The organism is Microcoleus sp. FACHB-831 (assembly GCF_014695585.1).
Taxonomy (GTDB): Bacteria; Cyanobacteriota; Cyanobacteriia; order Cyanobacteriales; family FACHB-T130; genus FACHB-831.
The window spans coordinates 54,751-66,962 of sequence record NZ_JACJON010000040.1; the positions used below are offsets into that span (position 1 = coordinate 54,751).

The 12,212-nt window shown below is 44.3% G+C and carries 9 protein-coding genes; 4 read left to right on the forward strand and 5 right to left on the reverse strand.

The genetic code is table 11. The annotated features are described in order from the left end of the window. Window positions 1-3 precede the first annotated feature (3 nt). The 3 genes from H6F77_RS10395 to H6F77_RS10405 all read right to left on the reverse strand — a co-directional run bounded on the left by H6F77_RS10395 (window position 4) and on the right by H6F77_RS10405 (window position 5,685). Window positions 4-510, reverse strand: a complete 507-nt coding sequence (locus H6F77_RS10395) for a copper resistance CopC family protein (RefSeq protein WP_190488059.1) — start codon at window positions 508-510, stop codon at window positions 4-6. A 62-nt stretch (window positions 511-572) separates the two neighbouring features. Continuing rightward, entirely contained in the window at window positions 573-3,689 is a 3,117-nt protein-coding gene (locus H6F77_RS10400; RefSeq protein ID WP_190488061.1) for an efflux RND transporter permease subunit, read from the reverse strand. Window positions 3,690-3,798: 109 nt separating this feature from the next. Further along, a complete protein-coding gene (locus H6F77_RS10405) occupies window positions 3,799-5,685 on the reverse strand; it encodes an efflux RND transporter periplasmic adaptor subunit (protein ID WP_190488063.1) in 1,887 nt (628 codons plus the stop codon). A gap of 197 nt (window positions 5,686-5,882) precedes the next feature. Between H6F77_RS10405 and nth the strand changes: the two genes are divergently transcribed. The 4 genes from nth (at window position 5,883) to H6F77_RS10425 (ending at window position 9,679) form a co-directional block, all read left to right on the forward strand. Then, entirely contained in the window at window positions 5,883-6,515 is a 633-nt protein-coding gene (gene nth / locus H6F77_RS10410) for an endonuclease III (protein WP_190488065.1), read from the forward strand. 245 nt (window positions 6,516-6,760) lie between these two features. Beyond that, the gene (gene gpmI, locus H6F77_RS10415; protein ID WP_190488067.1) at window positions 6,761-8,359 is read left to right on the forward strand and encodes a 2,3-bisphosphoglycerate-independent phosphoglycerate mutase; all 1,599 of its coding nucleotides are present in this window, start codon (window positions 6,761-6,763) and stop codon (window positions 8,357-8,359) included. Window positions 8,360-8,484: 125 nt separating this feature from the next. After that, on the forward strand, window positions 8,485-8,718 hold the full coding sequence (gene secG, locus H6F77_RS10420) for a preprotein translocase subunit SecG (protein ID WP_190488069.1): 234 nt from the start codon (window positions 8,485-8,487) through the stop codon (window positions 8,716-8,718). Window positions 8,719-8,773: 55 nt separating this feature from the next. Next, window positions 8,774-9,679: a peptidase gene (locus H6F77_RS10425; RefSeq protein ID WP_190488070.1), complete on the forward strand. Its 906-nt coding sequence runs from the start codon at window positions 8,774-8,776 to the stop codon at window positions 9,677-9,679. Window positions 9,680-9,745: 66 nt separating this feature from the next. On the opposite strand, the gene H6F77_RS10430 is transcribed toward H6F77_RS10425, so the two are convergent. Together H6F77_RS10430 and H6F77_RS10435 are read right to left on the reverse strand one after the other, a co-directional pair. Then, on the reverse strand, window positions 9,746-10,810 hold the full coding sequence (locus H6F77_RS10430; protein ID WP_190488072.1) for an L-histidine N(alpha)-methyltransferase: 1,065 nt from the start codon (window positions 10,808-10,810) through the stop codon (window positions 9,746-9,748). 193 nt (window positions 10,811-11,003) lie between these two features. Next, window positions 11,004-12,161 carry a glycosyltransferase family 4 protein gene (locus H6F77_RS10435; RefSeq protein WP_190488074.1) on the reverse strand — a complete coding sequence of 386 codons (1,158 nt, stop codon included), beginning with the start codon at window positions 12,159-12,161 and terminating at the stop codon, window positions 11,004-11,006. Window positions 12,162-12,212 lie beyond the last annotated feature (51 nt).

Sequence of the window (12,212 nt, forward strand, 5' to 3'; positions counted from 1 at the left end):
TATTTATCGTTTGAAAGTAAAACGACCGTTCACCTTTTCACCTTTGATATCAGACAAAACAGCTACTTTATACTCACCCGCTGTTTTATCCGGTAGTACAGCAGCGTAGTGTTTACCCGGCGCATCATAGGTAAGGTTCAACGTCTTTTGCTCTCCCGTAGGCGACTGAACTTGAGCAGTTACCTTAGCATCAGGTATTGCTTCGTGGTTGTCACCTTTTTGAAGATAAAAATCTATGTGAGTTCCGTTATCTTCCTTAAGAGTGACTAACTCTAAATGATAATTCCCTGACTCAATAACCTGACCACCTTGATTTTTGTTTGAGTGTCCTGTTTTAGTAGCTTGAGTCTCTCCGTTATTGGTGGTTTGGGCAGGTTTATTCGCTGCTACTTCTGGCGAAGCAGCAGGGCTGTTGCTGGGATTAGTTGCTTGATTTTCATTGCTACAAGCTCCCCAAATAATTAATCCCACACTACTGAGAATTAACAATCCAGACTTTAGTAGTTTCATAATTTTCCTATTTTTACTTTCCTCTGTGTTCTTTCTTCTTCCTAGCCCGGCATTACCCACCATTAGGGAGTTTGGTAGGCATTGTCCACCCTACTTTCATGGGTAGTATTTTTAGGGATCAAAATCTTCCCAAACTGAGCATATAAAGCCGGAAGAACTAACAGCGTTAGCCCCGTAGAAGTAAATAATCCTCCTAACACTACAACTGCCAAGGGTTGTAGAATTTCCTTACCCGCTCCACCTCCTATAACCAGTGGTGCTAAACCCAAAGCCGAGGTGAAAGCTGTCATCAAAATTGCGTTAAGTCGTTCCATAGATCCTTGAATTATCACTTCTTGGAAAGGCATTCCAGCCGCAAATTTAGTATTGTAATTGTCAACCAATAACAAACCGTTGCGAGTAGCTACTCCAAATAAAGTAATAAAGCCAACCAGAGAAGCGACCGAAATAATGCCGCCAGTAAGAGCAACTGCTATCACTCCTCCTACCAACGACAAGGGCAAATTAACCATAATCATCGCGGTTGAGGCGATAGATTTTACAGAAAAATACATCAAAACCGTAATAACAACAAATGATATAGCAGTGAATATTATGATGTTCTGAGTGGCTCGTTGTTCCGATTCAAATTGCCCGCCGTATTGGATAAAGTAACCAGGGGGTAATTGCACCTGTTGCTTAACTTTTGCGCTAATTTCATCAACTACGGAGCGCAAATCTCGTCCGTTAGCATTCGAGGAAACAACTATCAAGCGGGAAACATTCTCGCGGTTGATGGTATTTGGCCCCGTACCATAGTCGATTTTAGCAACTTGAGCTAAGGGAATCTTTTGATTAGTTGGAGTATCGACTAATAAATTGCTGATAGTATCTAAGTTGCGGCGGGCATCTTCTTGTAACCACACAACTAGATCGAATGTTTGTTGTTGTTCCAATACTTGAGATACCACTCGTCCATTTAAAGCAATTTCAATTGTTTCGGCAAGTGAGTCTACAGTTAAGCCATAACGAGCAGCTTGTTGGCGGTCGAATTTAATTTGTATTTGTTTGATTGGCAGTTGTGGTTCTAGTTGTAAATCTACGACACCTCCAACAGTTTTCATAATGTCTTCGACTTGTCTGCCAATAGTGCGGAGTTGTTCTAAATCAGGGCCGAATATTTTGACAGCGATCGCGCTTCTCACTCCCGACAAAACTTCATCCATTCTGTGAGAAATAAATCCCCCAATATTAGGCGCAACTCCTGGTAATTTTGCAAATTCCTCTCGCAGTTTTTCAATACTTCCAGAACGGTCTTTTATCCCTTTTTCACTTAGTTCTACATCTAAGTGTGCCAAGTTGACACCCGCCGCATCAGCATCGCCAGGGGCGCGTCCCGATCGTAACTGGATAAAATCAAATCGGGGGTCATCTTTAAGCGCATCTTGCATAGCAAAACCAGCGCGATTAGTAGCTTCTAGAGATACACCAGGATAGAGAGTTAGAGTATTGACGAGCGATCGCTCTTGAAACTCCGGGAGAAAAACTCTTCCCAACGAAGGTAAAATCACAATTGCCGCTACTAAACTCGCAGCAGCTATCAGCACAATCAGCTTAGAACCACGCATCGAAAATATTAAAAATGGCCGATAAAGCCCCTTAAAAAATCTCGCTACAAAAGGTTCTTTTTCTGGCAACCGACCGTGAGGCAATAAAATAGCACACAAAGCCGGAGTTACTGTCAGTGCTGTGACGCTAGAAGCCAAAACTGCTACTAAATAAGCAACGCCCATCGGTGTAAAAATTCTACCTTCCACACCAGCTAGAGCAAAAATTGGCGAGAAGACTACAACTGTAATTAAAGTAGCTCCAAACAGAGAATCGCGCACCTCCTGACAGCCTTCAAAGACAACTTCTAACGCTGGCTTTGGGTTGCCAGAAACTTTATTTTCCCGCAGGGAACGATAGACATTTTCGGCATCAACAATAGCATCATCGACCGCTGAACCAATTGCTACTGCTAAACCTCCCAAAGTCATAGTATTTAGTCCCTGTCCCAGCCAATTTAGCGCCAGCAATCCTAACAGCAAAGATAGGGGAAGTGCCGTGAGACTAACTACAAGGGTGCGCCAGTCCATCAAAAACGGAATAAGTATTATGGCAACAATAATGCTGCCTTCTACTAGCGCTTCTCTAACATTTTCAATCGAAGCATCGATAAAATCTTCCTGGCGGAAAGTAACCTGTACTTTTACATCTTTTGGCAAGCCAAGTTTAACCTCTTGCATTGCCGCTTCAATGGCACGGGTGACAGTTGGAGTATCGGCAAGAGGCTGTTTATTTAGCATTAAAACAATTGCTTGTTTACCATTCAAACTGGCATCACCGCGCTTGAGCGCAGCACCAATTTTGACATCAGCAATATCACCTAGTTTTATAGGCGTACCGTTGCGAGAAGTAATTACCGATTGCTGCAAGTCTTCAATCGATGTAACCCGCCCAACTCCTCGAATTAATAACTCTTGGTCTGGATTAATCAAAAATCCACCAGGAGCGTTGACATTGGCTTTCTCGGCAGCTTCAGTAACATCCTGCAAAGATACATCAAAAGCTTTCAACTTGGCTGGATCGACTAATACTTGATATTGGCGGACATCCCCGCCATACGCGATCGCCTGGGACACTCCAGGAACAGCCAAAACACGATTTGTTACTTGCCAATCCACAATCCGCCGCACTTCCATTAAAGAAGTTGTTTCCGATGTAAAAGCATATTGCAATACAGTCCCAATAGGTGAACTGATGGGAGAAATTTGCGGCGAATCTACACCCTCAGGCAGCTTCTCTTGCGCTTGCTGCAATCTTTCTGTCACCAATTGTCGTGCTTGATAAATATCAGTTTCCCAGTTAAAGATAACTTTGACAACTGATAATCCTACTGCGGATGCCGAGCGTACTGTTGTAACACCAGGAGTGCCATTAATTGCACTTTCAATAGGTAAAGTGACTAGAGATTCTACTTCCTCTGGCGCTAATCCTGATGCTTCAGTTTGAATTTCTACTTGGGGTGGCGCAAACGGGGGAAATACATCCAGCGGCATTTGCGACGCCACCCGAAATATCCAAACCGTAACCAGAATTGCAGCTAGAATAACTAGCCAGCGTTGTGCAATTGACCACTTGATGAAGGCACTGAGCATTTTACTTGTCAGTTGTTATCCTGAAAATACCCTTTTAAATAATTTCACAAAAAAATGAAATTAGGATGAAATTTGATAGCATCAGATATTAAATCTGGCGATCGCTCTTTTAAACCTTTGGCGTTGGTTGATGAGAATTAGACTCTTGTTTGTCCTGAATTAGAGGAATTGAAAAATCAACTAAGCTGGGTGTTGATGGCTGATAGGTTACTTTTTTTGAGCGACGACCTAACCAAAAAGCACCAGATGCGATCGCTCCCCCTGCGGGCAACATCCACCACAAAGGAATAAAATTTTGAATTTTAGATTGTGGATTTTGAATTGAAGAATCTGGCTTTTCTGTTTTGGTTTCTTTAGCTTTGCTATCACCGCGTAAAGATTGAGCATAAAGTTGAATTGCTCCTTGGGTGACTACTTTATCCCCATCAAATAAACCACTTTTAATTTCAACAACATCTCCAGCTATTTGGCCTAATTTCACATCAACAGACTCGAAAGCTGTACCATTTTGAACATAAACAACTTGCTTACCATTTGCTTCCACCACCGCTGAAGTAGGAATTGCCACAACAGGTGTCGCTGTTTTATCGGTCACTACCTCCAATTCAGCAAACATCCCCGGCTTTAACACACCGACAGAGTTATCTAATTCTGCCTTTACTGGCACAACCCGCGTTTCCCCTTCCACTACCGACCCAATTAAAGTAATCTTTCCCTCAAAAGTGCGGTTGGGTAAACTCGCAACTTTAACTCGAACTTGCTGGCCCTTTTTCACCTTGTCCAAGTCTTTTTCATAAATATTAGCCGTTGCAAAAACCTTACTATCATTCAAAATAGTCATCAACGGTTTAGTAGCTGCTTCAACCGATTGACCCGGCGTAACTTCTCTATCTGCAACCGTCCCCGAAATAGGAGCAACAACAGTAACAAGACCCTTAGAATTCGCAACACTTCCTAACTGTTGCAGTCGAGTTTCATAACCAGTACTACTCAACCGAATGCGCGATTTTGCAACATCAACCGCTGATTGAGCGCGTTTGAGTTCAGCTTCAGCTTCGACAACTTCCCGGCGGCTGTTTGCCTTAGTAACTTGCGCCTGTACTTCTGCAACTTTACCTTCCGATTCCCGCATTTCTCTTAGTGGCAAATCTACCTCGGCGCGTCTGACTTCTGTTTCCGCATCGAGAACATTGCGGCGGCTGTTTGCCTTGGCTAATTCGGATTTTGCTTGTGCTAAATGAGCTTGCGATTCCAACATCTGCCGTCGTGGAATAGCTCCCTTATCCGCCAAGTCCTTATCTCGGTCATACTGTTCCTGCGCGACTGCCAGTTCCGTTTTGGCTTGCGCTATATCTGCTTCCGATATTTTTAGCTGCCGCTGATAGTTTTCTTTGGCAATTTTTAAGATTTCTTTACGTTCTACTAAAGATTTGTCTCGTTCATACTGTGCCCTTGCTGCTGTTAGTTGAATTTTGGCTTGTGCTATCTCAGCGGCGGCTATCTGCGAATATTTATCATAGTTTTGTTGTGCTAACTTTAAATCAGCTTCAGCTTTTTGCAAATCTGCCTCAGCTTCAGCCCGTTTTTGCGCTGATTCTACGCGCAATTGTGCTAGTTCCGCACTTGATAAAACGGCTACTGTTTTACCCTTGGCTACCACTTCACCCGGTTTCACCAATAATTCGACTACGGTGCCGTTGATGGGAGCAGTCACCTCTACTTTTTGGTTGGGCAAAGTTTCAATTTGTCCTGTAGTTTTAATACCAACTGCTAGCTGCTTTTGGGTGACAGGTTCAACTTTAATTCCTAACCTTTTTGCTGTTTCTGCATCAACTTGAATAGCACCGGGAGCCTGAGTTGCTTCGCTTGCTCCGTGAAATTCATCTCCATGTCCAGCGTGTGCTAAAACAACTGTCGGAGCAGTTATTAATACTAAACTGAGTATTCCACTAGATAAGCTATGAATATAAGTGTGGGCTAGGTGGTGCGATCGCATAATTACAAAATTCTCTGCAATTTATCCCTACACTTGCACACAAAAATGAAATTGCCGTGAAATCTAGCGATCGCCAACCACACTCACAATATGTGGAGTACGCTTTGCCCAACTCTTCAAAAAACCTTACCTCCGATAGATGCAAGCTAAAATGGCAGGGCTAAGTCCATCTCTAAACCCTCGTTGCCGCGATCGCTATGAACGACCAACAACGTGCCTTAGAAATCCTCCAGCGCCTCAAACCGCTCTATTCAGATTCCCCGTGTCCCCTCAACTACGAAACCCCCGTGCAACTCTTGCTAGCCGTTATCATGGCGGCTCAATGTACAGATGAGCGCGTAAATCAAGTTACAGCAGAACTTTATAGCAAATTTCCAGATGCAGCCGCGATCGCCAGCGCTGACCCAGCCGAGTTAGAAACCATCTTGCGCCCGCTAAGTTTTTTTCGCAACAAGACAAAAAACATCCAAGCCACCAGTAAAATGCTGGTAGAGCAGTTTGACGGCCTGGTACCGCAAGATATAAACCAGTTAGTCAAGCTACCAGGGGTTGCCCGCAAGACAGCGACAATGGTGCTGCATTACGCTTATGGCATTGATGCCGGGATTACCGTAGATACCCATGTCAAGCGCCTAAGTTCCCGGATGGGATTTACCCAACAAACAGACCTCGACAAAATTGAAAAAGACCTGATGCCCCTATTACCGCAGTCAGAATGGGGAAATTGTTTCGTTTTCTTGACATATCACGGGCGGAATGTTTGCAATGCTAAAAAACCTGGATGCAGCACTTGTACCGTGGCAGACTTGTGCCCCGCTGCCGTCAAATAGGTTAACAGACTAAGTTTGGTGGCGATCGCGGGGTAATGGGCTAGCGCGATCGCTCTAGACAAATTTGTCTTCCTTGAGTCGTATGCAAAAAATTGCATCATCCCCCGCAATAGGTAATTCTTCACTAAAAATGCAGCCCAAGCCAAACCAAAAAAAGTCAAGCCCAACCAGCAAAAATCGCGGTGTAATACAGAACTGGATGATATCATTGCGATGAAATCAGAGAAATTAAAGGGCAATTAAATATGGCGAAAGCACCTGTTTCTCCCGTGGTGCTAGTCATCTTAGACGGCTGGGGCTACCGCGAAGAAACCGAGGGAAACGCGGTTGCAGCCGCAAAAACCCCGGTAATGAAGAGCCTTTGGGCAGCATATCCCCACACCCTGATCCGCACCTCTGGCAAAGCTGTAGGGTTGCCAGAAGGCCAAATGGGCAACTCAGAAGTGGGCCACCTGAACATAGGTGCAGGGCGGGTTGTACCGCAAGAATTAGTCCGCATCTCAGACGCCGTAGAAGACGGATCCATCCATCTGAACCCCGCGATCGCGCAAGTCTGCCAGGAAGTCAAGAGTAACGGCGGCAAGCTTCACCTAATCGGGCTTTGCTCTGAAGGCGGCGTGCATTCTCACTTAGGCCATCTAATAGGATTGCTAGAGTTAGCTGCATCCCAAGAAATATCCAATGTTTGCATCCACGCGATCGCCGATGGACGAGATACCAGCCCCAAAGAGGGTGTCGAGGCACTTGGCAAGATTCAAGACTGCATTGACAAACTTGGCATCGGGCGCATTGTCACCGTCAGCGGTCGCTATTACGCGATGGATCGAGATAATCGCTGGGATCGCGTCAAACTTGCCTACGACGTAATGACGACTGATGGCCCGGGCACTGGTCAAGCAGCCGTAGAATTATTGAAGGCTTCCTACGCAGAAGGTATCACAGACGAGTTCGTCCAGCCCACCCGACTTGCCCCCGGTGCAGTCGAAGCCGGAGATGGAGTAATATTCTTTAACTTCCGCCCAGATAGGGCAAGGGAACTGACTCAAGCTTTCGTAAATTCAACCTTTAAAGGTTTTCCACGAGAACATATCGTTCCTCTGTCATTTGTCACGTTTACCCAATACGACCCCACGTTACCCGTCTTGGTGGCTTTTGAGCCTCAGAACTTGAATAATATTTTGGGGGAAGTAATATCTAAGCACGGCCTGCGACAGCTTCGCACTGCTGAAACAGAAAAATATGCCCACGTCACTTATTTCTTCAATGGTGGCTTAGAACACCCCTTTGAAGGAGAAGACCGGGAACTCGTTCCTAGTCCAATGGTTGCGACCTATGACATGGCACCAGCAATGTCCGCAGAAGCAGTGACGGATGGGGTAATTGCCGCGATTGAAAAACACATTTACTCGCTGGTTGTGATTAACTACGCCAACCCAGATATGGTTGGGCACACTGGGAAGATAGAACCCACAATTCAAGCCCTCGAAACAGTAGACCGATGTATGGGGCGTCTGCTAGAAAGCATTAATAAAGCTGGTGGCACGGCGATTATAATAGCCGATCACGGCAACGCAGAATCTATGCTGGATGACGAAGGCAACCCCTGGACGGCGCACACAACGAACCCCGTGCCATTTATCCTGGTAGAAGGCGAGGGATTAAAAATCCCCGGATATGGCACTGATGTAGCTTTGAGAACCGATGGCCGTCTGGCGGATATTGCGCCGACGATTCTAGACATTTTAAAGCTGCCGCAACCGCCTGAAATGACTGGGGTATCAATGATAATCCCAGCTGATTTTGAAATCAGAAAAAATCGCACCCCAGTGCGAGTTTCCCTATGATTGGGGAATAAGGAATGGGGGCTGGGGAGACGCGATAAATCGGTGTCTCTACAAGGACTCCGGAGTCCGGAGTCCGGACTCCAAATGCCCAATTACAAAGTACCAAGTACAAATTAGAAATTACCATGACTCTTGTTACCATCATCCAAGTAATCTGGACACTATCTGCTCTGCTCCTGGTTGTTTTAGTGTTGCTGCACAGTCCCAAAGGCGATGGTATTGGGGGCATTGGGGGTCAAGCGCAGATGTTTACCAGTACTAAAAGTGCAGAAACTGCTTTGAACCGAGTCACCTGGACATTGAGTGTTATTTTTATGGGCTTAACTGTAGTTTTAAGCGCGGGTTGGTTGCCAAAATAGAAGTTGGAGTTAGGAGTTAGGAGTTAGATGGGTTGGAAAGTTTAAAAGTAGAAAGGTGAAATATTTAGACCTCCAAAGATTTAAATTTTCAAGTCTCTACAAGACTCATAATTCTTATTCTTCTAACTCAAAACGTGCTAGGCAAAGCTGCGCTAATAAGACTCAAAACGTGCTAGGCACCGCTACGCTAACAAAACTATTGGCAGCGATCGCTACCTTTTTTTTGGTCGTTTTAACCCATTTTCATAACTTGGGTAATGGCGATGTTGCTATAGCCCAAAAGCCACCCCAATTATCTGAAACTGCCCTACCCGCCGCTCAAGTTCACCCTTTGCCGCCCTTTTTGTTGCAATGGCAAGATAAGACTAATAGCGGCGATTACTTTTCTGGGGTGAAGCAAACTTCGGTTGGCTATTTGGTTTGGTCTAAGTTTCCAGTTAAGGTTTACCTGGAACGACCAGTAGAGTTAGATTCAGCATCCTTTGAGGGACGAAAATTTCAGGAATGGGTAAAAGGCGTGTTGCAGGCGGTGCAGGAATGGAAGGTGTATTTGCCCCTAGAGGTGGTAGAGAAGCCTGAAATAGCGGATATTAGAATCGGGCGATCGCGCCCTCCCCTACAAGCATCTTTCAACCGCGAAACCAGAGAATTTCAAATTCCTCGCGCCCGTTCTGCCCAAACCCGCTATGAGTTTTACATTAGTCAACAAGGAATTTTATCTCATCGCTACAATATCCAGCTTAGTCCCGACCAAGTAGGCAATTACATCGCCGCCGCTGCACGTCACGAACTAGGTCACGCGCTGGGAATTTGGGGTCACAGCCCATTAGAAACAGACGCCTTATATTTTTCCCAGGTACGCAATCCTTCCCCAATTTCTCCCAGAGATATTAATACATTGAAGCGAGTTTACCAGCAACCAACTCGTCTAGGTTGGTCATTATCTAGCCCAAATCTTTAAATAGTTTTTTAACGCAAAGACTTATATAGACGGGGATTTATCGCGTCTTTCAATAGCGCTTTGCCCTTAGGTATTACTGGCTACCTGACAAATTACCAAGAGATGAGACTTATTTTTATTAGTTCCGAGATGGGCGAGTTCAAGCCCAGCTTGTGATAGTTCTTGCAGCAATTCAGGTAGTTCATAAGCATGATGTCTCCAAATAGTAATTTCTTCACCTTCAGAGATTTCAACTTTCTTATTTATCCCTTTAATATCAAACTCTATAGAGTAGTTATGATTTAATTTAATATTTGCAACTTTGCTGTCTGTTTCTACATCATACTTTCTCACTAATTCACAATCTTCTGCTTGAATACCAATTTTTTCTTTAATTCCTGCGTATACTCGATCTACATGATATTTAAAACCGCCTCTGGCTATTCCATCCCATTTGGCATTAGAACCACTTTCGCTAGTGAAAATCAGTAAATCGTTTTTACCCATGCTGTCTCTAAAGTTTTTGAGCGCCTGGGATCTATTCTTATGATTGCTAATTGTTACGCCTAAATGTAAAAATACGTTTGCTGTATTGGCAGTTTCAAGATTAGCCTCATGTTCTACTAATAGTTTATTCAAAGAATTATTTTCTACGTCAATGCTATAGCTACTAAATTTTGTTTTGGGAAACCACTTAGTAAAATTATCTCTAGATATGGCAAGCATCTCTTCGCTAATATCTACAGCAATATATTTATTAATTTTCCCTAGTTTTAATAATTTAGAAATAAATTCTTTAACAGGATATGAGTTGCCAGAACCTACATCTATAATATTTAATTGCTCAACTTCTTGGGTGAGGGAGTTAATAAAGCTAAAATTGTTCCTCAATAGGTCAATTTCCAGGTTGGATGAACGATACCATCTAGGAATAAGATGTTTTAAATAAAAGTTATTCCAGCTTGTCGCTCCTTTGCCTTTGTAAGAATATTTTAAAGGTATTTCTCGTTTTACTTCTAAGGCATGAATTATCTCTAAAACTTCTTCTTCAGAAAAGATAGAGTAAAATTCATCACTTGGGTGAACGTTGCGAGGGAGGGAAATATTAGATGAAGAGGAAGGTTGCGAATTTGCATGAAAATTTGTAGCCATTGTTCTTACTCCTTGGCTTTATTTGCCTTTGCTAAAACTTGATAGGTTTCAGATAAAGTACAAGTTTATCTTGGTTTTATGCAAGCATTATTTAAAATATTCAATTTCTTCTAGGGATTAGATTTTACAACCCAAAGGTATTAGCCTGCACGGGCAGGCTGTAGAGTAGGCGGATAATTGAGCAAGAGCGTATTTAATAACGCCGTCCGCTGAGGGGAACTTTTCGCTCCTGCAAAACTTCGGTGTAAAGCTTTTCTAACTGGCTGATATTGTTCCTGAGCGTGTAACGTTCTAAAACCCTCGCCCTTGCTTTTTGACCCAGCAAAGTTGTTAACTCTGAATGATCGCGAAAGACTGGTAAAAGCGTTCTTAGCTCCGTTACGACGCGCTGCGTCTTAATCACGACACCAGCGCCTTTCTCCAATACTTCACCATCGGCACCAGCATCAGTCGCGAGACAGGCTAGGCCACACGCCATCGCTTCTAATAAAGAAAGTGACAAGCCTTCGACCAGAGAAGGTAAAACAAATACATCAGAACCGCGCAGAATTTCGATGCGCCGCTGTTCGTCAGCCTCGACGCCCCACCAGATGATGCCATCTTCAGAGTTATAGATTGGTTCTAAAGATGGCCTTAATGGGCCGTCGCCAACAATGACTAACTTGCTGCCTTGACCCATATCGGACTGGTTCCAGCCTTTTAGCAGCGCTTCGATGTTTTTCTCTGTTGAAATCCGCCCCAGGTATACGAAGACGCGCTGGGCTTTCAACTTAGATTTTAAGTTAGAAGGGCCGGGAGAATATTTTTGGACATCGACTCCGTTGGGAATTACGGCGATTTTTGCCTTCGGAACGCCGAGTCGTGCGAGTAAATCGCGCTGAACTTGAGAAAAGATAATTGTCCGGTCGTAGTTAGCCAAAAAAGGAGCGTACAACTGATACGCAAGAAGTTGCGTTCCCGATTTGAGATTGCGTCGCTTGGTATCAAATTGGGCGTGGAAGGTAGCAACTAGGGGGATATTCAGTTCCTCGCAAATCTCCGGCAGCAGGAAGTCTAGAGGAGAGAGTGTGAGGGAAGCGTGTACTACGTCTGGCTTTAGCTTCTGGAGCGATCGCGCTAAGATTTTGCTCGATTTGAGCGTGGGAATCGTGTAAACCTGGGACTTGTAGAGGAAGGGCAGAGAGACTTCTTTGAACCCAGGCCACTGATCCTGATTAGGTTCTTCTTCTTCGTCGGCGAAGTGCAAAAAGCTGACTTGATAGCCTCGGTCTAACAGTGCATTGGTGACTTCTCTAGAGTATGTGACATTACCGCAAAAAGGTGATTTCTTTCCCAGCCAAGCGATATGCATTTTTTAAGAGTTTTAAATTTTGAATTGTGAGTTTTGAGGTTTGAGCGATGG

Bases quoted from the DNA above. Each gene is read 5' to 3' on its own strand.
- H6F77_RS10395 (WP_190488059.1), bottom strand. From the start codon at position 510: ATGAAACTACTAAAGTCTGGATTGTTAATTCTCAGTAGTGTGGGATTA.
- H6F77_RS10400 (WP_190488061.1), bottom strand. From the start codon at position 3,689: ATGCTCAGTGCCTTCATCAAGTGGTCAATTGCACAACGCTGGCTAGTT.
- H6F77_RS10405 (WP_190488063.1), bottom strand. From the start codon at position 5,685: ATGCGATCGCACCACCTAGCCCACACTTATATTCATAGCTTATCTAGT.
- H6F77_RS10430 (WP_190488072.1), bottom strand. From the start codon at position 10,810: ATGGCTACAAATTTTCATGCAAATTCGCAACCTTCCTCTTCATCTAAT.
- nth (WP_190488065.1), top strand. From the start codon at position 5,883: ATGAACGACCAACAACGTGCCTTAGAAATCCTCCAGCGCCTCAAACCG.
- H6F77_RS10435 (WP_190488074.1), bottom strand. From the start codon at position 12,161: ATGCATATCGCTTGGCTGGGAAAGAAATCACCTTTTTGCGGTAATGTC.
- secG (WP_190488069.1), top strand. From the start codon at position 8,485: ATGACTCTTGTTACCATCATCCAAGTAATCTGGACACTATCTGCTCTG.
- gpmI (WP_190488067.1), top strand. From the start codon at position 6,761: ATGGCGAAAGCACCTGTTTCTCCCGTGGTGCTAGTCATCTTAGACGGC.